The following is a 22,866-nucleotide window of genomic DNA, read 5'->3' as shown; positions in this document are numbered from 1 at the left end:
TAGGCGCTCATTTATTTCATATTAAAATATCAAGCTTATTGAAAAATGACAATGATGCAGAAATTCAATCAACAAAGATCGAGAAATTGATTAAATATATCCGATCATCATGATCTTAAATACTCCCTATATCATTATCAATTTACTAAATGCTGAATTGGTGAGAAATAGGATTAAGCTATCTGATGAATTTATTGCTGAGGTCAAATGGGACTGAAGTAGGGCGATGAAAGCCACATCAATGGGACTAAAAATGACAGCTGCACATCTGAAAAATAAACATCCGCTTTATACACCATATGCAGGATTCACCTTGCTTGAACTGCCTCTACTCAATAAAGGTTCGGCATTTACGCAAGAAGAACGCTCTAATTTTAATTTGCATGGCCTATTGCCTCACGTCATTGAAACCATCGAAGAACAGCATCAGCGTTCTTATCAACAGTTCACTGCATTCAATAGTGACATCAACAAGCATATTTATTTAAGAAATATTCAAGACACCAATGAAACGCTGTTTTATCACCTGATTGAAAAGCATCTTTCAGAAATGATGCCAATTATCTATACCCCAACGGTGGGTGAAGCATGTCAGCGTTTCTCTGATATTTATCGTCGTCATCGTGGGATTTTTATTTCTTATCCTGACCGTGAATTCATTGATGATATCTTGCAAAATGTGAATAAAAACAATGTTAAAGTCATTGTGATCACAGATGGTGAACGCATTTTAGGATTGGGTGACCAAGGTATTGGTGGGATGGGGATTCCGATTGGAAAATTGTCCTTATATACCGCATGTGGTGGAATTAGCCCAGCCTATACTTTACCAATCACTATTGACGTGGGTACCAATAATGCCCAGTTGCTCAATGACCCGCTGTATTTAGGTTGGAAACAGCCTCGAATTAGTGGTGATGAATATTATGATTTTGTCGACCAAGTTTTGACAGGCATTAAACGCCGCTGGCCGAAAGCCCTAATTCAGTTTGAAGATTTTGCTCAGAAAAATGCCATGCCGTTGCTAGAGAAATATCGCGATCAGTTCTGCTGTTTTAACGATGATATTCAAGGTACAGCAGCAGTTTCTGTGGGTAGCCTAATTGCAGCGAGTCGTGCAGCAGGCAAACAACTGAAAGATCAAAAAGTCGCATTTCTAGGTGCAGGTTCTGCCGGTTGTGGTATTGCGGAACAGATTGTGGCGCAAATGGTCTCAGAAGGTTTAACCGATGCAGAAGCACGTGCACGTATTTTCATGGTCGATCGCTTCGGTTTAATTACTGACAATCAGCCGAATTTACTGGATTTCCAAAGTCGTTTGGCACAAAAAACTGAAGCAGTGTCGACTTGGGCGAATGCTGAAGACATGATTTCATTACTGGATGTGGTAAAGAATGCCAAACCGACAGTATTGATAGGAGTGTCTGGACAACCCGGTTTATTTACTGAAGAGGTGATTCGCACCCTTGCGGAAAATTGCGAACGTCCAATTGTATTGCCATTATCGAACCCAACATCTCGTGTAGAAGCTATACCAAGCGATATTATTCAATGGACGGACGGTCGAGCGCTGATTGCCACAGGTAGTCCATTCTTGCCAGTGCATTATCAAGATAAGCTTTACAACATTTCGCAGTGTAACAATGCTTATATTTTCCCTGGCATTGGTTTGGGGGTGATTGCGGTTCAAGCAACGCGTGTGACCAGTAATATGCTGATGGCATCGAGTCAGGCTTTGGCTGATAGTTCACCTAAATTAGTCAACCCAGATGCAGATTTATTACCTGATTTGGATTCTTTGCAGGCGGTGTCTAAGGTCATTGCTTTTCAAGTGGCAAAAGCTGCAATTGCGGATGGGGTTGCGCCACAAATTAGTGATGAGTTGCTTCAACAAAGCATTGAAGATAATTTTTGGAAGCCTGAATATCGTCGTTACAAACGTATTCCTTTTTAGACTTTTATATAGTGTTTTTTTGTTTAAGTAAAATTGCTTAAACTATTGTGTGAAAAAGAGAATTAATTGATTAATTCTCTTTTTTTTATACATAAAAAGTAACAAATTAAGCTGTGTATTTGGTGATCAAAACGACATAAACTCCGAAAAATAATAACCAATAACATTAATCATCATCATGCTAAAAACGATAAATTTGCTCATCGAAAGTCTGGGCTTTGGACTTCAGAAAAGAGCCCTACATATTCAATTCGCTAATGTCAGTTTAAATTCTCAGGTGTTTATCCAACGAATTCAAGGTCAGCATTTTATCAATGAAGGCCTTAAGGTTGAGCTGTTATGCCTGTCCACCAATGCCCATATCCAACTCAAGCAATTTATTGGATCCCAAGTCGCAATAGATCAGGTCACCGATTTAGGTAAATTGGCGCGTACCACAGGCATTATTACAGGGGCAAGCCAAGGGCAAAGTGATGGTGCACTCACCTTATATAAACTCACTTTGGAAGATGCGACTTCGCTTTGGCATAAACGCCGTAACAGTCGTGTGTTTATGAATAAAAGCGTGGTCGAAATTACCGAGACGTTATTTAAAGAATGGCAAAGCAAAAGTGCACTGTTTGCCTCTAGCCTAACCTTATCCACTGAAGGGCTGAAACAGGATTACGACATCCGTCCTTTTGTGATGCAGGCGAATGAAACGGATTATAAGTTTTTAACACGTCTATGGCGCAGTGAAGGCATAAACTGGCTGGTAGATGAAGCAGATAAAATTGTTGCGATGTCTGCTCAGCCGATTCAGGCACAAAAACTGCGTTTGATTGATGATAACAGTCATTTTGAAGCCTTAAGCCGTCGTAGTATTCGATTCCATCGCAGTAATGCCACTGAACGTTTCGATACCATCACCAGCTTTATTGCCCAACGGACGATTCAGTCCAATGCTATACAGGTTCAACGTTGGCAAGCCGATACCTTGGCTCAGGATCAGGGTAATACCAGTCTAAGCACACATAAACATAGTGAACAACAGGACAATGAAACTTTAAGCCTAGAACAAGCATGGACCATTAGTCCTGCTTGGATTTCAGACTTAAATGGTGAAGATCAGTCGACCTCATCAGGTTCGGCGCAAATTGAAAAACTCAATACTCAGCTCACACAATATCAAGATTTACAGTCCAAATATTTCACCGCCATTAGCAGTGTGCGAGATGCAGATGTTGGCTATTGGTTTGAATTTGTGGGACATCCTGAAATTGATCAACATCAGGGTTCTGACCGTGAATTTTTAATTTTAGGTAAGCGTTTTTATAGCCAGAATAATTTACCTAAAGAACTGACGACACAAGTCGAAGCATTACTGGATTTGAGCCGTTGGCAAAAAGTGAATCCCGATGAGCGTGTCGCTAATGAATTGTCATTGGTACGTCGTTCAATTCCTATAGTCCCTGAATATGACCCTTTAAAACATCGTCCGATGGCATACCCTCAACGTGCCAAAGTGGTGGGACCAGAAGGTGAGACCATTTTTGTGGATCAATGGGGCAGAATTAAAGTTCGCTTTGTATTTACCCGAGCAGATGACCATGGACATGATGGTGGTGCAGGCGCCAATGATAATGATACGGACTCGGCATGGGTCGATGTGCTGACTTCTTGGGCAGGGGAAGGCTATGGCTCGCGGTTTCATCCACGTATTGGTGAAATTGTGGTGATTGACTTTTTTGATGGTAATGTCGATCGGCCTTTTGTGGTTGGGCGTTTGCATGAAGCAGAGCGGTATCAGACCATGTTTGATGTACAAGGCCAGTTACCTGATACCAAAAAACTCAGTGGTATACGCTCTCAGGAAGTGGGTGGTGCTGGTTTTAATCAACTGCGTTTTGATGATACGACGGGGCAAATTAGTACCCAACTGCAAAGTAGTCATGCTGCATCACAACTGAATTTAGGCAATTTGAGCCATCCTAAAGCACAAGAGTTGTCAGATGGTCGGGGTGAAGGCTTTGAATTAAGAACAGATGCTTATGGTGCTGTGCGCGCAGGTAAGGGCATGCTGATAACCACTTATGCACAAGAAAAAGCAGTTGCAGATCATCTGGAAGCAGCTCAGGCACAGGTCTTGCTGAATCAAGGGCATGAAAGTATGAAAATGCTCAGTGAGCTGGCAGAAAAACAGCAAACTGATGCTTTAAATGTGATTAACCGTTTGCCCAAACTGATCCAATCCTTGCAGATGGAAAATATCTCTCAAGCTGCATCACAAACCTTGAGCCTGTTCCAAAATGATTTAACGGAAGACCCATTATCGGCACTGAAAAATAGCGATAGCTTTGTTGAACAAATGGGGGCTTTTGGCGGTGAAAGCCAGAGTACTGTTCAGTTTTTCAAAGATTCCTTTATGGATTCCCAAGATGCCATGGCAAATTTGCGAGAGACAATTGAAACCCTTGAAGACCTTGGTACAGAAAAACTGCAATCTCGTTTGGTCAGTTTAAAGTCTGGAATGAATACAGATCCGATTCAAGTGCTGAAAAAAGTTGGTGAAATTATTGAAGACGTCAAAGTTAAGCCAGACGATTTGATTATTGGAGGGTGCTTTGGGCAACCTGAAACATTAACACCGCAGATTGCGATGAATCATTTAAAAAATCTGATGCAGGGATATGTGAGTGATCTGGAAAACTCCAAAGATGCACGTGAGCGTAAACAAGGGAAATTGTTCCGACAGGCTCTAATGTTATTGGCTTCTCCAAATGGAATTGCGTTAACCACACCTGAAGATATTTTTATGCATGCGTCAAGTGATATTGGTCAGAGCTCGCAAGGTTCGATTAATTTGAGTGCGCAGAAAAATGTAATTGCCCATGCTCAGGATAAGATCAGTTTGTTTGCAGCACAAAAAGGGCTTCGAGCTTTTGCTGCAAAGGGGAAATTGGAACTCCAGGCGCAGGACGATGCGATCGAAGCGATTGCACGCAAGGTCATTAAACTGATTTCAACGGAAGATAAGATTGAGATTACAAGTCCTAAAGAAATTGTGCTGACGGCAGGAGGTTCTCAACTCAAGATTAATGCTAGTGGTGTATTTAGTACGACTGGTGGGAAGTTTGAGAGTAAGGCGGGGCAGCATTTGTTTATGGGTGGGGCAACTGTAAATGCACAATTACCAAAGATGCCTGAAAGTGGGATGTATAGTATGAGATTTGATTTGAGTCAAATTTTTGATCCTAATATATTGAAAAATATAAAATATAAAATAATTAATCATTCGAAAAAACTTGAATCTGAGTATGAGTTTGTACAACAAAGTAGTGAGCGAGTTTATAGTGACACATCAGATGAAATTGAGCTGGCTTTAGTACCAGGAGCTTATTTAACAGAGATTAAACAAACTGTTGTCGAACAGGAAGCTGAGTCATTAGAAGATGAAGAAATAGATGGTTGTGGATGTGGAATTGATCTCGAACATAAGAATGATAATGCTTGCGAGGTGAAGTGATGTTAAATAAAAATTATATTACTATACCCGAATCGCGGATAAGAAATTGACTTGAAAAATAGAAGGACTAGAGCCATCAGTTGAGTTACCACACCAAACTCACAACCCTAGTCCTAATGTTCAATAGTACCGAATTATTCTGCTTAATTGATGACTTTTTTCTACAATTTGAAGCAACTTATTGGAAATTTCTCAAGCAAGATGGCAAACTTTCAAGAATCCGAGTTGCTCAACTCAGTCTTTCAGAAATTATCTTTATTGCTATTTGGTATAAATCCTCTCATTTCACTAATTTCAAAGCCTTTTTCACTTGGTTAAAAGAAGATAAAAGCTATTTATTTAAGTACTTGCCTTGCTATCAAAGGATGATTCATCTGATCAATATGCACCAATTGGCTCTACACGCTTTGCATGTGGCGCTGATGAAAGGTCAAGAAACACAATATTTATGGATTGATTCAACAACTCTGCCAGTTTGTAAAAATCAACGTATTCAACGCCATAAATCATTAGTCCAAATTGCATCACGCGGTAGAAGCTCAATGGGTTGGTTCTATGGCTGTAAATTACATATTGCGATGAATCAATTTGGTGAAATTACCTGTTCTGCTTTATCGAATGGACATGTTGCTGACATAAAAATGGTTGAGCAATTAGTTGATGGCCTAAAAGGAAAAATTTACGGGGATCGAGGCTACATCAGCCAAGAATTAAAGCGCAGGCTGCAAGTTCAAGGTATTGATTTAATTACTTATCATCGGAGGAACATGGAATCTGTTCAACTCAGTGCATCAGATGAATATCACCTAAGGCAACGCAATAAGATAGAAACATTATTCAGCTTATTGAAAGGGCAATATCATTTAGTGACGAGTAAAGCACGTAGTACTTATGGATTTCTCAGCGGAATTTATGCTTCGTTATGTGCATATCAATTAACCCATCGAAATAAGCCAACGATTCAAATTATGGAGTCATCGGCTTAAGCAGGATTCGGGTTACTATCTATTTTTTATTTTTTTTACCATTTAAGATTTATGCGAGTGATAATTTTAATATTATATCACAATGTAATAATGAATATGAAACAAGTTGTGATGTGTTGCGTTTAAATGGTGTTAAGAAAAATATAATATTGGCAGGGGTTAGATCTCCAATTATAAAAAAAATTAGTGATGATGTTTTTTATGTTTTAAGTTCATGTGGATCACCATGTGTTGGTCATTATTTTTTTGATAGAAATAAAGAAGATTATACAAATGAGTTGATTGTTTTTGATATTAATTCAGGATGTATTATAGAGAGTGATAGTGCTGGAAAAAAAATATATGCTAAAAGAATGTTTTCTAATAATAGAAGAACTTTAATAAACTTAAGTAAAATCGAATTTGATATCCTTTCATCTAAAATGAACTATTATAGTGATTTTAATGAGATGTCATATTTTGACAAGGCTGGCAATCTTAATTTGATTGCAAATGATTATGAAAAAATTTTACTTAAAAAGAAAATAATAAATCCATGTGGAAGTGTTAAAAAATGAGTTATTCTGAAGAATTTATGAATTATGTTGGAACTGTAGCTGGAGAAGCGGGTGGATGTAGTGTAACAACTTGGAAAGTTGTTGCTCACTGTATAAAAAATAGAATTGGTTTTGCTGAATGGATTAATGCAAGAAATGTTAGCGATATTTTGAAAAAAAATTTTGATGCAATGACAGAGAAAAATGCTCCTTTTAGAAAAGCTGTTAAAGAAATGCGTTCAGGAAAAATATCTAAGCATACACAAGACATTATTGAAGCAATATCACCAATTTACCAAGGCTTAGAAGAAGATATTACTAATGGTGTCGTATTATATTTTAGCCCTCAAGCCCAAGCTGCTGGAAACAAAAGTAATCCTGATAAATATAAATCAGCGATTCCTGATTTTGCTAAGAGCCCTTTAACTGAAGAAGTAAAGATTAAAGGCACCGAAAATGATGATATGCGATGGTACAGATATAAAGGTACCTCGCGTTTTTATGTTCAATTTATTGATAAAAGCGCAAACCCACTTGTCAAATCGAAAGTAAATATAGGATATAGAAAAACTAAAGTAGTACCAGCTCTTAGTAATTTAATAACTAATAGTCAAGGTAAAATCAAATCATTTTTAGTAAATGATGGTTGGGGGGCAAGATTTACAGTTGACGGAAAAAAAGTTATTGACAGTAATAAAAAAGAAATAATGCTAATTGCAGATGGGAAAAATCACTCGGCAATCTTAGTAGTTGAAAATGGTTGTAGTGGAATTAAAGCTAAAACAGATATACATAATCAACAACCAACTTTATCTAAGAAGAACTCTCAAAAAGAAGAGGTTATTTCAAATACACAGCAAACAATAGAATCAAGTGGTAGTAATAAAAAACAAAAAGATGTTAATTTTAGTATTAAAATTGTGGATAGTGATAATAAAGAAATTCCAAATTTCTCTTATTTTTTAAAATATAAAACAATTGAAAAAAAGCATTGTGTTGGAGTGGACGGGATAGAGAAAAATATTGTAGCTTTAAATGGGGAGGAAATTATAGTATTAATTAATGGTCTTGATTCAAAGCAAGAAATTGATCGTTTTATTGTGACTGAGCAGATGGCACAAAAAGTTATTAAAATTAATTTATATACTTTTGATATTCTTTTTAGACATAAAGGCAATAAAGATCCTATAACAAATTTGAATTTGGTTCAGAGATATAGAAATCAGTCAAAATTAAAAAAAACTAATAATTATGGGAGGATAACTGTTAATGCAATGCCTGGGTTTGAAATTAACTATAGGCTAAGAGATGGTCAAAATTTATTGACAATTAGAGTGGATAAAAATAAGCCACTACGTATTATAGATGTTGAATCACAAGTAATTGAAAATGCTTCAGAAAATTTGAAATCCAATACTGATCTTATAGAAATCACAAAACCTAAATCAATATCTAAATTGGAAACAAAAAGTGATCAATCTAATGGGCAAGATATAGAAGTAAATGACTCAACAACAATTCGAGATCAAACGGAAAAAACTAGTTCCGAAGGTCATCCCAAAACTATTATCAAAGACAATAATGAAATTGAGTTTAAAGTATTAACTTATGATAGTTCATCAAGCCAATTGGTTAGTAATTGTGAGTATATTATTGAGTATAAAGGAAATAAAAAAACACATATTAGTGGTGTAAATGATGTTGGTGCAAAGATGCATAAAGGGCAATCAGGGGAAACTATTAAAATATTTGAAAAAAATACCCTATTAGTACAAGAAGTGTTAAAAAAAGATATGCAACCAATATCTATTAACGTCAAAAAACCAGATTTAACTCAAGTAAAGGTTAGTGGTCAAGACTGGTGTGGTTTATATTTGCAAAGTAAAAGTCTAGATGATTTAGCTGAGCCCTTTAAAACTAATGCAAAAAAATTTATCAATGCTATGAGAAATGCAGGCATTAGCATAACAATTAATACAACGTGGCGTCCTAATGAGCGAAGTTATTTAATGTATTATTCTACTGCCATAGCGAGAGGACAGATTGCTGTAGATAAAATTCCTCCTTTTCCTGGGGTCAATATTGATTGGACACACAAAGGAAATACAAGTGAGGCGGTAAAGGCTGCTAAGGCAATGCATCAAAAGTATGCAATAGGAAATAACCCGGTTGGAAAACCAGGATCATCGAATCATAATAGAAAAATGGCGGTAGATATGACGATATCAAATTACAATGGAAAAGTTGTATCCATTGATGGCATTAATACAAAAATTACAAGTTGGTCTTCTTTAGTAGCTTTAGGGAAAAAACATGGTGTAATTTGGTACGGAAGTAAAGATGCCCCACATTGGTCTCATACAGGTAGGTAATGAAATGAATTATAAAATAATAATAACCATCATTTGTTTATTGGCACTGAATGCTTGTGATGATACATATTTCAATAGTAGTCATCCTAAGCCAGTTAAGGATTATAAAGTAGAGAAAGGAAAATTAACTTCATCACAGGGAGAAAAGCAACAACAACATCATCAATCAGTGAAAGAATTTTTAGATAATAAAGTTTTCTTATTATTAAATACTGAAGAAGGATGTATTGTAAGTGAAAAGCCCTTAAATAGTGAAATTATAATAGTTTATAAAGAAGACGAAAAATTTACATATGATTTAGTAAACCCTATTTTAAAGAAAGAAAATACTGATTGTGTTTCAAACTTGGCTTATGTTACAGATGAACCAAATTATTTTTATAGTATTGATAAAAAAAGTAAAATTAATATAAGGGGTTATGGGTTAGTCGTTAATAAATCTCAAATAATGTATGAAAATGGAAAAATTAGAGGAGTGGATTTAATAGGTGATGGAGTACCTAATATTTTGACTGAATGTTTTTCTAATGAAGGTTCACACTTTAATATTTGGGGTGGGGCTAATAGTGAAGAAAAGTTGTTACATCGTTATACTTATTTAGATATGGATTTAGAGCCCTCTTGTACTGAAAATGATAAAATATCTAATTTAGGATTGTTAGATTTGAAGTAGTTGGTTAAATATGGTTAATACTAAATTTTATCTGTTATATTTAGAGATTTAAAAATGAGTTAAAATAATAAATATCGAAGAGTGCTACTTGCTCATATTAAAATCCTAATAGAAAGCCGACTCTCGTCGGCTCCATTCTTAATCTTCCAAAACTTCTTCCAACAACTCTTCACTTGGTGCAAAGTAATAGGCACCATCAAGTGCTGTCACAAAGTGAAGCAAACGGTCATGAATCCCATCACCGCTTGTACCAAACATACGAAGCAACATACGGTCAATACGTGTTAAATCTTTGGTATACGCAATAAAGAACAAGCCTTGGTCGCCTTTACCATCACCATAAGGTAAAGAATGACGCAAAATTTCCAGTTCTTCACCCTCATCATCTTCAATAACGGTACGGGCAATGTGTGCATTTTCAGGTTTAACATCATCATCCAGTTCAATACTTTCGAGCTTGGTACGACCTATGATATGCTCCTGAGCATCGACTTTTAAGCGCTTCCATTTCTCTAAATCATGGGCATAACGCTGCGCAAAGACAAACGAACCATCGGCAAAAATACCGGCTTCTTCACCCAGTAAAGCTGTTTCACCACGATCATCAGGGAATTGTGGATTTTCCGTACCATCAATAAAACCTGTAAGGTCACGCCCATCCAAATAACGGAAACAAACACGTTCATCCAACACTTCAACTTGGTCTTGAATGCCATCGAAAAAAGCCTGACTTAAAACAAAACAAATATCGGTACGAGCACTTGCGATATGAATCAAAACATCAGCAGGAACGACCGGCATGGTAAACGAACTATGAATTGGGGCTAACTGTTTAAAACCTGTTGGTGTTTGATCATAAAGTTTAGACCAAAGCTCAGGACCAAAGGCAATTGAGGTCTTAATTTGAGCATCAGGATGTTGGGTAATCAAACGATCACGAGTCGACAACAATGCTTCAAGTTGTTTCTTTAAGCCATCTATAGACAGGTCTTTTAAACGGATCACGATAAAACGTGCATGGTTTGACGGTAATGGTAAAATTACAGATTGGGCTGTCATTGAACGATGGCTCCTGATTATTGTCTTTTCTCTAAGCAGTATTGTGCATGAAGCAATTCTAGGTGAATAGGGTAATCCATGCTTTTTTTAAAAGCAAAATTATCGAAAGATACAGGTATAATCATTTTATCTTTCAAGTTCTTCTCTCCTAATTTTTATGTCCTACCAAATGTGGTTCGCCTATATGCTGGCATGTTGGGTGATTAGTGTTTCACCCGGTGCAGGGGCAATTGCGTCTATGTCCAGCGGTTTAAATTATGGCTTTAAGCATGGCTATTGGAATGTGATTGGTTTGCAACTCGCTTTACTGGTGCAAATTGCGATTGTGGCAGCAGGGGTGGGAGTATTATTTGCAACATCACCTTGGGCATTTTTAGTCGTAAAATGGTTTGGTGTGTTGTATTTGCTGTATTTGGCGTATTTACAATGGACTGCCCCTCCGCAATCAATTGATATAACGGTTGAAAGCTCTCAAAAATCGATTTCAAAACTGATTTTAAATGGCTTTTTGGTCAATATCACCAACCCTAAAGCGATTGTATTCTTATTGGCTGTGTTGCCGCAATTCTTGGATTTATCTCAACCACAAGCGCTTCAATATGTGATTATGGCCGTTACGATGATCACGATTGATATGATTGTGATGGCCGGATATACAGGGCTTGCAGCAAAAGTGCTTCGGATGCTCAGATCACCAAAACAGCAAAAATATATGAACCGAAGCTTTGCCGTGTTGTTTGCTTGTGCAGCGAGTTTACTGAGTTTGGTTCATCAGTAATTTTTTTAATTGAAATAGATAAGGAATAAGGTCGCACTATTTGATTTAAAGCTTAGATGCGAACCATAAAGAATAATGAATTATTTAGAATTTTATTTATATGTCATTAGTGTGATCATCATGATTGCAACCCCAGGTCCAGTCATGATTTTGGTTGCAAGTGCAGGTTTGAAAGGTGGTTATCGAAAGTCACTTGAAACCATTATAGGGACAAATCTTGCTTCATTGCTGCTGATCACCCTTTCAATTTTGATTTTGAAAGGTACGTTCAGTGTGCATGAAACATTATTCTTGATCATTAAAATTTTAGGTTGCCTTTATATCGCGTATTTGGGTTATGACATTTTAAAAGAAGTCTATCAAGTAAAAGATCAGCGTATAGAAACACTGAAACCCATTGATGGTGGTCTGAAGAAAGGCTTTTTAGTCGGAATTTCGAACCCCAAGGATATTATTTTCTTCTCATCTTTTTTCCCGCAATTCATCGGTATTCATTCGGATATCAATATCAGTTTGATGATTCTTGTGATCACTTGGATTATTTTAGATTTTCTCACCTTGTCGGTGGTGTATTTATCTTTTAATCAGTTGTCGAAAAGTCGCTACTATCCAAAAGTTCTAGGACTATGTGGCTGTATTTTAATTCTAATTGCATTATTTGGATTATATAGTTCATTTCAAAATTGGGGATAAAAATGATCGTGTTATAAGCGTTTTGGGTCTACTTTAATTTAGCATGATGAAGTTGACGTATCTTGATCCATCCGAATTCGTGGTCAATATAATATCCAAAAATATAATGCCTCATACGTTAATTCCAATGAAATAAAGTCACTATTGAGTGAGTATGATTCAGCAAAATTTAAATAATCACTTCATGTGAATATGCCAATAAAATCAATACTGAAATGTATAAGAGAAAAGTAACTGTTATGTAGTTGATTCTTCTATTTATGTTATAGGTGATTGTTTTTTAAACAAATCAATTTAGCATGTGCTTTCTGGCTTACAGGAGGTTTATGTTGAAAGATTTAATTCAAAGGTTTTCTGACTGGATCGATCAATATCCTTGGTTGGAAATGCTGACGTCACTCTCCATTGTGATATTACTGGCATTTTTGTTATATGTTCTGACTCGTAAAGTCGTTGTTGTTGGCTTAAGACGACTCATTAACAAGCTTCCTTTTGCGCATAAAAATATATTTGAAAATCATAGTGTCATTCGAAGAATTGCCAATATTGTCCCTGCATTATTTATTATCAATGCCATAGCATCAGTACCTCATCTATCTGAAAAATTTGTTCAGATGGTTCAAATGCTTGCTCAGGCTTGGATTTTTATCACGATTGCACTATCCATCAGTGAATTTTTAAATATTTTTAATTTGATTTATCAAAGAAATCCTAAATCACAAAATAAGCCAATTAAAGGATATTTACAGTTAGTCAAACTGATTGTTTATATTGTTTGTGCATTGATGATTTTAGGAACATTCCTAAAAAAAGATGTCTTCACATTGTTGGCAGGCTTTGGTGCGATGGCTGCTGTGCTGATGTTGGTCTTTCAAAACACGATTTTATCTTTGGTGGCCAGCGTACAGATTTCTTCATATGACATGATCCGTATTGGAGATTGGATTGAAATGCCAAGCTTGGGTGCTGATGGCACCGTCATCGATATGTCTTTACATACAGTCAAAGTGCAAAATTTTGATAAGACATATACCACCATTCCAACCAATCGATTAGTCACGGATACATTTAAAAACTGGAGAGGGATGGCGGATGCCAATTGTCGTCGTATAAAGCGTTCCATTTATATCGATCAAAGCAGTATCCATTTTTTAAATGATTCAGAGTTCGAGAAACTGCAAAATTTCTTAATTTTACAGCAGTACTTAAAACAGAAAACTGAAGAATTATCAAAATGGAATCGAACTGTAACGGATTTACGTAACCAACGACGCTTAACAAATTTAGGTACATTTAGAGCCTATTTGGTGCATTATTTGCGTCAACATCCAAGTATTTCTCAAGAAGAAACATTGCTTGTCAGACAGTTACAGCCGACACCTCAAGGCGTACCTTTAGAGATTTATGTTTTTAGCAAGACGACAGTATGGGCAGACTATGAAGATATCCAATCGGATATTTTTGATCATATTCTTGCCATTATTGGAGAGTTTGGTTTGCATGCTTATCAGGCGCCATCTGGTTTGGACTTGAATACATGGTTGGATCAGAAAAATGAAGTATAAGGCGAAGGCTTTAAGTTGAGTTCAGATTTATGCGTTCGAACTTATCTAAAGCCCTTGGACTTATATATGTGCTCAATGCTAAATGGGTATAAATTGATTTCTTCACTGCATGTTGCAGCATTAAGTTCTACTAAGACTCAAAAAGCATGATGATCTACTTTTGAGTCTTATTAGACTATTCATTTGAATGATCTGGTTCGACTTCTAACTTTCTGCACAATAAAAATCAAAGCAAATAAAATCGACATTGTCAGCACAATGCTTAAACCTGTAGAAATATTCAGACCTGCACTTGACCATAAGCCGACAGTCACCCCAATTTGAGCGACTATAAATGCCATAATCACCATTTGTTTAGGTGAGTGTGCAAGCAAGCGGGCTGTTAATGCAGGAATGACTAATAATGCCCCCATGAGTAATGAGCCCACTGCACGTAAAGCCAATACCGTAAACAGCGCAAGTAAGATCATAAAAATCAGGCGTTGCCATTTGGCGTTTACGCCTTCACTGACAGCAATATCGGGATCAATGGCCACTTGAATTTGGGCTTTCCAGTTTTTAAATAAAACTGCCAGCGCAAAAACAATCACCAAAGCAAATATGGGTAAATCAGACCATGAAATGGTGAGTAGATCGCCAAATAAATAGCTTAAAAGTTCAGGTTTTAGTGCAGGTAAATGTTGAATTAATAATAAGCCTGAGCAAAGCAAAGTTGCAGAACATAATGCAAGTAAAGCATCGTTGGGGAGGCGAGGATCATGCAAAATCCAAAGTACACCCACTAAAAGCAATGCAATAAAGCTCACACCCATCCAGAGGGGGAGGGTAAGTACCCCTGCAATCGCAACACCCAACAAGGTCCCGTGTGCCATGGTGTCAGCGAAAAAAGACATTCTGCGCCACAGCATCAGACAGCCGAGCGGTGCAGTCAGAAAAACCAACAATGTGCCCATTGTCCATGCAGGTAAAAGGAGTTGTAACCATTCCATCATGGTTTAGGCTTCCGGCTCAGGGTGAATATGTGGACGTGGATCATGTTGGCAAGGCACAGCACTATCGCCATGCGCACAGTGGTCATGATGATGGTGATAGAACACTCGGTTGGTCCCAAAGATGGCTTGGTACTCAGGATGTTGCTGAATCGATTCGGGTAGACCACTACAACAAATATGTTTATTAAGGCACACCACACGTTGTGTCCCTTGCATCACCCATTGCAAATCATGAGAAACAATGAGGATGGAACAGCCATAACGTTCAGGAAGACTGCGAACATAATCATATAATTCAGCTTCAGATTGGATGTCGAGACCTTGCATCGGCTCATCAAGCACTAAAAGATTGGGTTGACGTAACAATGCACGAGCCAAAAGTACACGCTGACGTTCACCGCCAGAAAGTTGCTGAACTTTAGAGTCGCTTAATTTTGCTATACCTGTATCACGGATAATTTCAGCTTTGATTTCAGCACTACATTTTTCTAGTGCAAGCAGGTCTTTGACGCGAAGAGGCAAACTATGAGATGGATTAAACTTTTGCGGCACATAAGCCACTTTTAATGGTTTTTCTGAAATGACTTTGCCTGAGTTTGGTTTGACAATGCCCAAGATCACTTTAATTAAAGTTGATTTACCTGCGCCATTTGGACCAATCAGCGTGACGATCTCTTTCTCTTGAACGGAGAAATCTACATTTTTTAAAATATCTCGATCATCAATGCGAACATGAATGTTCTTTAACTCAATTAATGAAGGGGAGAGGCTTACTTCGAGCACTGCTGACATATTCCAGAGATCTCAATAATACTATGATGCGGTTGAAAATGATCTGAATCTGCAAGTAAATCGAGTTGTTGGATTAAACCTGTGGCAGAAGCTTCTTTCACTACATGGCATTGGGTGCAAATAAGGAAAGCCGCTTGATGTCCCGCGCGCGGATGACAACACGGAATATAAGCATTAATCGATGTTAAACGATGAATAAAGCCTTTTTCTAATAGAAAGTCTAAAGTTCGATACACCGTTGGTGGTGCGGCAGGTCGATCTAAATTGCCTTTGAGCTTTGCTAAAAGATCGTAAGCGCCTACAGGGCCCGATGCATTTAAAATGAGCTCAAGAACTTCTTTACGAAGTGGCGTCAGTCGTGCGCCTGAATCCACGCAAATGGTTTCAGCTTCAGCAAGACGATTTTGAACATTATGATGATCATGCACGCCGTGCAAAGTATCGTGATGCTCGTGTGAACATAAGCTCATTGCAGACCTCAACACGTTTCGTAAATAGAAAAAATATCGTTAAATATAACATGAAGCTTTAACGGCTGACGAACTCAAGATAGGCATTTATTGAGTTTTGTTATATTATAACATGGAATTTGTACTGGTAATATTTCCATGTCCCGCTTTGTCGTTCTTTGTCTAGTCACTCTATTTACATCATTTACATGGGCTCAGGGGCCTATGGTGGTTTCAACGCATCCCATTTATTTGATCGCGAAAGAAATCACGCGCGGGGTAGAGGAGCCAAAACTACTGTTAGAACATCAAACAGGACATGATGTGCAACTTACTCCAGCGCATCGCAAAATGATTCAAGATGCTTCCTTGGTGATTTGGTTGGGTAAAGCGCATGAAGCACCACTTGCAAATGTACTGGCACAAAAGAATCAAGCCATATCAATATTGGATGCGCATATTGTGCATACACTCCCAATGCGTAATAGTCGGGGTGGAGCATTAAAAAATGCCATCGATACGCATGTGTGGTTAGAGCCAAATAATGCAGTACGTATTGGATTCTTTATTGCGGCGCTCAGATCACAGCAATATCCAGAACACAAACAAGCGTATTGGGCAAATGCAAAAAAGTTTGCCAAAGGTCTCTTTCATACTTCACAGCAGTTCAAGCTCTCTGGTCAAGCTAAGCCCTATTGGGCATACCATGATGCCTACCAATATTTAGAGCGTTCACTGAATTTAAAATTTGCTGGCGCATTGACTGAAGATGCACATATGGCACCTACTATTGCTCAAATTAAGTATTTGAGTGATACTCGACCACAAACCAATATGTGCCTTTTAGCTGAGTCTACAGCAAGCGCAAATCAATATAAAAAATTAGGGGATATTCATTTTCAAGTCGTCGATGAAAGTTTTTCTTTGCAACAAAATTTTATCGTTGCATGGAAAAAATTGGCGATGATTACACTCAATTGTGTGGGAAGTCACAAAAAGTGATTTAAAAACAATCGATAATTGTATATATGAACATCAATATAAGTATGAAAAATACCAGACTTAGGTCGGGAAAAGATTGCATGTTCAGGGGTGTAACTCTATAATGCCTGCGATTAAAAATAATCATCAGCTAAACTTGTCAAGCATTAATGCTGTGAGTGAGAAAAAAATGAGCCGAACTAGTCGCTTGATTGACCGACGATTAGCGAAAGCTTTAGTCATCTTGCAAGCATGTATGATACCTGTTTCAGCCTTGATAGCGTGGGTCTTGAAAGACTCGACTGCGGCTTTGAGTGCAGCTTTGGGTGCATTCGTGTGTTGGCTAGCCAGTTGTTATTTTTCATGGCAGTCGTTCCGAGCTGCAGGTGCTAGAGCTTCGAAGCAGGTTCTTTCGAACATGTATCGAGGTTTGCTCGGTAAGTTTGCAATTGTGATTGTTGGATTCATTTTGATTTTAATCAATGTTAAACCGTTGTCACCGGTTGCATTGTTTTGTGGTTTTATACTCGTTCAAACCATGTCGTGGGTCGCTCCTTTTTGGGCGTCACGTCTACAAAAATGAGTTGAAGCACAACAAAAATTGAAAAGTTTTTTAGAAGATAGGCGAGATATCAAGCAGCACGCGATATTCGTTTTCTCTAATTTAGTATTTGACATTAACCAGGTGTGATTTATGGCTGCTGAAGAACATACCCTTACCTCGTCTGAGTATATTCAGCATCACTTGACTAACATGACCTATGGCAAAATGCCAGACGGTACTTGGAAGTTAGCTGAGACTGCTGCTGAAGCGAAAGATATGGGGTTCACTGCTATTCACTTGGATTCGATGGGTTGGTCAATCGGCCTTGGTGTGATTTTCTGTTTGTTGTTCTGGGTTGTGGCGAAAGCTGCTAACTCTGGTGTTCCTACCAAGTTCCAGTCTGCAATTGAAATGATCATTGAGTTTGTTGACTCGAGTGTCCGCGACACATTCCATGGCAAATCACGTTTAATCGCACCACTTTCATTGACGATTTTCGTGTGGATTTTCCTCATGAACGCAATGGACTTGATTCCTGTTGACTGGATTCCGTATCTAGCACAACAAATCGGTGCAAGCGTATTTGGTATGGACCCTCACCATGTCTACTTTAAAATTGTTCCATCTACTGACCCTAACGTAACTTTAGGTATGGCGTTATCAGTATTTGCGTTGACTATTTTTTATAGTATTCGTGAGAAAGGGCTTGTCGGTTTTGGTGCGGAATTTGCACTTAACCCATTCAATCCGAGTAACCCATTTTTAAAAGCACTATTAATTCCAGTAAATATTCTTCTTGAATTAGTAACTTTTATCGCGCGTCCAATTTCATTGGCTCTACGATTATTCGGTAACATGTATGCAGGTGAGTTAATCTTCATCCTTATCGCATTATTACCGTTCTGGGTTCAATGGGCGTTGTCTGTGCCTTGGGCAATTTTCCACATTCTTGTTATCACGTTACAAGCGTTCATTTTCATGATGCTGACTATCGTGTACATGAGTATGGCTAGCGAAAAGCATTAATTATATTGCTCGACTACACTATGTAGTTGAGCTAAAGTTTTTTTGTTTGATTTAAACTCAACCTCTGAGGATTTTTTCATGGATTTAGTAGTTGGCTTATCTGCTGTTGCAGCTGCTCTTTTAATCGCTTTTGGTGCTTTAGGTACTGCGATTGGTTTTGGTCTTTTAGGCGGTCGCTTCCTTGAAGCTGTTGCTCGTCAACCAGAATTGGCTCCACAACTTCAAACTCGTATGTTCTTAATCGCGGGTCTTCTTGATGCTGTGCCTATGATCGGTGTTGGTATTGGCTTGTTCATTATCTTTGCTAATCCGTTCGTAAGCTTATTGGGTTAATTCGCTACATTCCGAAATCAACTATTTGAGGAATAGCAATGAATATCAACCTCACATTGATTGGCCAAGCGATTGCATTTGCGTTCTTCGTCGCATTTTGCATGAAGTTTGTATGGCCACCACTAATCAATGCGATTAGTGAGCGTCAGCGTAAAATCGCTGATGGCTTAAATGCTGCTGAAAAAGCGAAAGCAGATCTTGCTGACGCTCAAGCGCAAGTTAAGCAAGAAATTGATGCAGCTAAAGCACAAGCAGCTCAATTGATCGAACAAGCGAACCGTCGTGCAGCGCAATTGGTTGAAGAAGCTCGTACTCAAGCATCTGCTGAAGGTGAGCGTATTCGTCAACAGGCTAAAGAAGCTGTTGATACTGAGATCAATTCTGCTCGCGAAGAATTACGTCAACAAGTTGCAGCTCTTGCTGTTACTGGTGCAGAGAAAATTCTGAACCAGCAAGTTGATCAAGAAGCTCATAATGCCATGCTTACTCAGCTGGCTGCTAAACTTTAAGCGAGGCGATTATGGCTGAACTCTTGACGTTAGCACGCCCGTATGCCAAAGCAGCATTTGCTTTCGCTTCTGAGCAAGGTGCAACTGACAATTGGTCTAATGTGTTACAAGTGCTTAGTGCTGCGGTGCAAGATGAAGCATTTTCCGCTTACTTGAGTCGCCCTGAGCTTACTCCTGTTGAGCAGGTGAGTCTTTTTGCAAAAGTTTTAGGTGAAGATCAAACTGTACAAGTGTCTAATTTCTTGACACTTCTTGCAGAAAATGATCGTTTAACACTCTTACCTGAAATTGAAACAGAGTACGAACTGCTTAAATCACAGAATAACAATGTTGTAGATGTCGTTATTGAATCTGCGTTTCCATTGACTTCAGTACAAGAGCAGTTGCTTTCACATGCGTTAGAAAAACGTTTTAACGCGAAAGTAAGTGTAACTGTTGAAGTGAATCCTGCTTTAATTGCAGGTGTTGTTATTCGTGCAGGCGACCAAGTGATAGATGATTCTGCGCTTAACAAGCTTGAAAAAATGCGGACTCGTCTTCTTGCGTAATTGCATAAAAAGAAGACTGAACTTATTAAAGATTGAGGTATAGCGCAATGCAACAACTGAATCCATCCGAGATCAGTGCGCTCATTAAACAGCGTATCGGCGATCTGGACACCAGCGCGACCGCTAAGAACGAAGGGACCATTGTTATGGTTTCCGACGGTATTGTGCGTATTCACGGCCTTGCTGATGCAATGTACGGTGAGATGATCGAATTCGACGGCGGCTTATACGGTATGGCACTGAACCTAGAACAGGATTCAGTGGGCGTCGTTGTTTTAGGTAACTACTTAAGCCTTCAAGAAGGTCAAAAAGCGCGTTGCACAGGTCGTGTATTAGAAGTTCCGGTTGGTCCTGAACTTCTTGGCCGTGTAGTAGATGCTTTGGGTAACCCAATTGATGGTAAAGGCCCAATTGATGCAAAATTAACTGATGCAGTAGAAAAAGTTGCACCAGGCGTAATTTGGCGTCAATCAGTGGATGAACCTGTACAAACTGGTTATAAATCAGTAGATACAATGATTCCTGTAGGTCGTGGTCAACGTGAGTTGATCATTGGTGACCGTCAAACTGGTAAAACAGCAATGGCGATCGACGCGATCATCGCTCAGAAGAACTCTGGCATTAAATGTGTATACGTAGCAATTGGTCAAAAACAATCGACTATCGCTAACGTTGTACGCAAGCTAGAAGAAACTGGTGCTATGGCGTATACAACTGTTGTAGCAGCAGCTGCAGCCGATCCAGCAGCAATGTTGTATTTGGCTCCATATTCTGGCTGTACAATGGGTGAATACTTCCGTGACCGCGGTGAAGACGCTCTTATCATTTATGATGATTTGTCTAAGCAAGCTGTTGCTTACCGTCAAATTTCATTGCTTTTACGTCGTCCACCAGGTCGTGAAGCGTATCCAGGTGACGTATTCTATCTTCATAGTCGTCTACTTGAACGTGCTTCTCGTGTATCTGCTGACTATGTTGAGAAATTCACTAATGGTGAAGTTAAAGGCCAAACTGGTTCATTAACTGCATTGCCAATTATTGAAACTCAAGCAGGTGACGTATCTGCATTCGTTCCAACAAACGTAATTTCGATTACAGATGGTCAGATCTTCCTTGAAACATCATTATTCAACGCAGGTATTCGTCCTGCTGTGAACGCGGGTATCTCTGTATCTCGTGTTGGTGGTTCAGCGCAAACTAAGATCATCAAAAAATTGTCTGGTGGTATCCGTACTGCTTTGGCGCAATACCGTGAATTGGCTGCGTTTGCTCAGTTCGCTTCTGATCTTGATGAAGCAACTCGTAAACAGCTTGAGCATGGTCAACGTGTAACTGAGTTAATGAAGCAAAAACAATATGCTCCTTACTCAATTGCTGACCAAGCTGTATCAATTTACGCATCTAACGAAGGCTACATGGCTGACGTTGAAGTTAAGAAAATCGTTGCATTTGATGCTGCGTTAGTTGCTTACTTCCGTTCAGAACAAGCTGCGTTAATGCAAAAAATTGACGAGACTGGTGCTTGGGATAAAGATATCGAAGCAGCATTCAAAGCAGGTATTGAAAGCTTTAAAGCGACTCAAACTTACTAATTTTAGCACTTGCTAAAAGCTAGTCGGTTTGGTTCACGGATCAACCTTCGGAGGCTCGAAAGGGCTTCCGAATACTAGGTTAAGCGTATGGCAAATTTAAAAGAAATTCGCGCCAAAGTAGCTAGTATCAAGTCGACGCAGAAAATTACGCGTGCGATGCAGATGGTAGCTGCTTCTAAGATGCGTCGTGCGCAAGAGCGCATGGCTCAGGGCCGTCCGTATGCCGAAAATATGCACCGTGTAATTGCTCATTTAGTACAAGCGAATCCTGAATACAAACACCGTTATATGGTTGAACGTCCTGTAAAGCGCGTTGGCTATATCATTGTTTCTTCAGATCGTGGTTTGGCAGGTGGTTTGAACATTAACTTGTTCAAAAAAGTTGTTAAACACGTACAACAGCAACAAGAGCAGTCAATTGAAGTTCAATTTGCTTTAATTGGTCAAAAAGCGGTTTCGTTTTTTAAAAACTACGGCGGTAAAGTACTGGGTGCGACTACGAATGTAGGCGATACACCGAGTCTTGAACAGTTATCTGGTTCTGTACAGGTGATGTTAGATGCTTATGATAAAGGCGAGTTAGATCGTATTTATCTAGTGTCAAACGGCTTTGTCAACGCCATGACTCAAAATCAAAAGATTGAGCAACTTGTTCCATTGGCAGCTGCCGATGAGAGCGAGAATCTTAACCGTCAATATGGTTGGGATTATATCTATGAACCTGAAGCTGAAGAGCTTCTCAATGGTTTATTGGTTCGCTATATCGAGTCTGTGGTGTATCAAGGTGTGATTGAAAACATCGCATGTGAGCAATCTGCTCGTATGGTTGCAATGAAAGCTGCAACTGACAACGCAGGTGAGCTGATTAAGAGCCTACAACTTATTTATAACAAGCTGCGTCAAGCCGCGATTACTCAGGAAATTTCTGAGATCGTTGGTGGTGCCGCTGCCGTTTAACATTATTTTGAATTGAGGAGAC

At 38.6% G+C, this 22,866-nt stretch carries 21 protein-coding genes; 17 read left to right on the top strand and 4 right to left on the bottom strand.

Translation table 11 applies throughout. The features are described from left to right. Window positions 1–253 precede the first annotated feature (253 nt). The 6 genes from G8E00_RS15460 (at window position 254) to G8E00_RS16310 (ending at window position 10,026) form a co-directional block, all read left to right on the top strand. Window positions 254–1,954 (top strand): NAD-dependent malic enzyme, encoded by a 1,701-nt coding sequence (locus G8E00_RS15460; protein ID WP_166226063.1) that lies wholly within the window; start codon window positions 254–256, stop codon window positions 1,952–1,954. Between the two features lie 178 nt (window positions 1,955–2,132). After that, a complete protein-coding gene (locus G8E00_RS15455; protein WP_166226060.1) occupies window positions 2,133–5,459 on the top strand; it encodes a type VI secretion system Vgr family protein in 3,327 nt (1,108 codons plus the stop codon). 116 nt (window positions 5,460–5,575) lie between these two features. After that, window positions 5,576–6,445, top strand: coding sequence for an IS982 family transposase (locus tag G8E00_RS15450; RefSeq protein WP_166221390.1), 870 nt, complete (start codon window positions 5,576–5,578; stop codon window positions 6,443–6,445). 113 nt (window positions 6,446–6,558) lie between these two features. Then, on the top strand, window positions 6,559–7,002 hold the full coding sequence (locus G8E00_RS15445; RefSeq protein WP_227591378.1) for a hypothetical protein: 444 nt from the start codon (window positions 6,559–6,561) through the stop codon (window positions 7,000–7,002). Further along, window positions 6,999–9,353 carry a M15 family metallopeptidase gene (locus tag G8E00_RS15440; protein WP_166226057.1) on the top strand — a complete coding sequence of 785 codons (2,355 nt, stop codon included), beginning with the start codon at window positions 6,999–7,001 and terminating at the stop codon, window positions 9,351–9,353. The genes G8E00_RS15445 and G8E00_RS15440 overlap by 4 nt, the downstream gene beginning before the upstream one ends. Window positions 9,354–9,357: 4 nt before the next feature. Continuing rightward, window positions 9,358–10,026, top strand: coding sequence for a hypothetical protein (locus G8E00_RS16310; protein WP_171522904.1), 669 nt, complete (start codon window positions 9,358–9,360; stop codon window positions 10,024–10,026). Window positions 10,027–10,164: 138 nt separating this feature from the next. Here G8E00_RS16310 and G8E00_RS15430 read toward each other — a convergent pair whose 3' ends face one another. Then, a complete protein-coding gene (locus G8E00_RS15430) occupies window positions 10,165–11,085 on the bottom strand; it encodes a Dyp-type peroxidase (RefSeq protein WP_166226054.1) in 921 nt (306 codons plus the stop codon). A 157-nt stretch (window positions 11,086–11,242) separates the two neighbouring features. Here G8E00_RS15430 and G8E00_RS15425 point away from each other — a divergent pair, with 157 nt between their 5' ends. The 3 genes from G8E00_RS15425 (at window position 11,243) to G8E00_RS15415 (ending at window position 14,121) form a co-directional block, all read left to right on the top strand. Further along, a complete protein-coding gene (locus tag G8E00_RS15425; RefSeq protein ID WP_166226050.1) occupies window positions 11,243–11,863 on the top strand; it encodes a LysE family transporter in 621 nt (206 codons plus the stop codon). A gap of 75 nt (window positions 11,864–11,938) precedes the next feature. After that, a complete protein-coding gene (locus tag G8E00_RS15420) occupies window positions 11,939–12,556 on the top strand; it encodes a LysE family translocator (protein ID WP_166226046.1) in 618 nt (205 codons plus the stop codon). Window positions 12,557–12,882: 326 nt separating this feature from the next. After that, window positions 12,883–14,121, top strand: coding sequence for a mechanosensitive ion channel family protein (locus G8E00_RS15415; protein WP_166012712.1), 1,239 nt, complete (start codon window positions 12,883–12,885; stop codon window positions 14,119–14,121). A gap of 179 nt (window positions 14,122–14,300) precedes the next feature. On the opposite strand, the gene znuB is transcribed toward G8E00_RS15415, so the two are convergent. The 3 genes from znuB to G8E00_RS15400 are packed head-to-tail and all read right to left on the bottom strand — an operon-like array spanning window position 14,301 to window position 16,375. Next, on the bottom strand, window positions 14,301–15,113 hold the full coding sequence (gene znuB, locus G8E00_RS15410) for a zinc ABC transporter permease subunit ZnuB (RefSeq protein ID WP_166012713.1): 813 nt from the start codon (window positions 15,111–15,113) through the stop codon (window positions 14,301–14,303). Window positions 15,114–15,116: 3 nt separating this feature from the next. Further along, window positions 15,117–15,905, bottom strand: coding sequence for a zinc ABC transporter ATP-binding protein ZnuC (gene znuC, locus G8E00_RS15405; protein ID WP_166226043.1), 789 nt, complete (start codon window positions 15,903–15,905; stop codon window positions 15,117–15,119). Continuing rightward, window positions 15,884–16,375, bottom strand: coding sequence for a transcriptional repressor (locus tag G8E00_RS15400; RefSeq protein ID WP_166226040.1), 492 nt, complete (start codon window positions 16,373–16,375; stop codon window positions 15,884–15,886). Before G8E00_RS15400 ends, znuC begins: the two co-directional genes overlap by 22 nt. A gap of 138 nt (window positions 16,376–16,513) precedes the next feature. Here G8E00_RS15400 and G8E00_RS15395 point away from each other — a divergent pair, with 138 nt between their 5' ends. The 8 genes from G8E00_RS15395 to atpG all read left to right on the top strand — a co-directional run bounded on the left by G8E00_RS15395 (window position 16,514) and on the right by atpG (window position 22,844). Continuing rightward, window positions 16,514–17,356: a metal ABC transporter solute-binding protein, Zn/Mn family gene (locus G8E00_RS15395; protein ID WP_166226037.1), complete on the top strand. Its 843-nt coding sequence runs from the start codon at window positions 16,514–16,516 to the stop codon at window positions 17,354–17,356. Between the two features lie 169 nt (window positions 17,357–17,525). Beyond that, entirely contained in the window at window positions 17,526–17,918 is a 393-nt protein-coding gene (locus tag G8E00_RS15390) for an ATP synthase subunit I (protein WP_166012717.1), read from the top strand. Window positions 17,919–18,029: 111 nt separating this feature from the next. Further along, window positions 18,030–18,905 (top strand): F0F1 ATP synthase subunit A, encoded by an 876-nt coding sequence (gene atpB, locus G8E00_RS15385; protein WP_166012718.1) that lies wholly within the window; start codon window positions 18,030–18,032, stop codon window positions 18,903–18,905. 78 nt (window positions 18,906–18,983) lie between these two features. Then, window positions 18,984–19,238 carry a F0F1 ATP synthase subunit C gene (atpE, locus tag G8E00_RS15380; protein ID WP_166012719.1) on the top strand — a complete coding sequence of 85 codons (255 nt, stop codon included), beginning with the start codon at window positions 18,984–18,986 and terminating at the stop codon, window positions 19,236–19,238. A 38-nt stretch (window positions 19,239–19,276) separates the two neighbouring features. Then, window positions 19,277–19,747, top strand: coding sequence for a F0F1 ATP synthase subunit B (locus G8E00_RS15375; protein ID WP_166226034.1), 471 nt, complete (start codon window positions 19,277–19,279; stop codon window positions 19,745–19,747). A gap of 11 nt (window positions 19,748–19,758) precedes the next feature. Beyond that, entirely contained in the window at window positions 19,759–20,295 is a 537-nt protein-coding gene (locus G8E00_RS15370) for a F0F1 ATP synthase subunit delta (RefSeq protein ID WP_166012721.1), read from the top strand. Between the two features lie 47 nt (window positions 20,296–20,342). Further along, window positions 20,343–21,887 (top strand): F0F1 ATP synthase subunit alpha, encoded by a 1,545-nt coding sequence (gene atpA, locus G8E00_RS15365; RefSeq protein ID WP_166012722.1) that lies wholly within the window; start codon window positions 20,343–20,345, stop codon window positions 21,885–21,887. An 87-nt stretch (window positions 21,888–21,974) separates the two neighbouring features. Then, on the top strand, window positions 21,975–22,844 hold the full coding sequence (gene atpG / locus G8E00_RS15360) for a F0F1 ATP synthase subunit gamma (protein ID WP_166226030.1): 870 nt from the start codon (window positions 21,975–21,977) through the stop codon (window positions 22,842–22,844). Window positions 22,845–22,866: the final 22 nt, after the last annotated feature.

This window comes from Acinetobacter shaoyimingii, assembly GCF_011578045.1.
In the GTDB taxonomy this organism is placed as follows: domain Bacteria; phylum Pseudomonadota; class Gammaproteobacteria; order Pseudomonadales; family Moraxellaceae; genus Acinetobacter; species Acinetobacter shaoyimingii.
The sequence above is the reverse complement of the archived record's forward strand: the minus strand, read 5'-3'. Positions and strand labels throughout refer to the sequence as shown.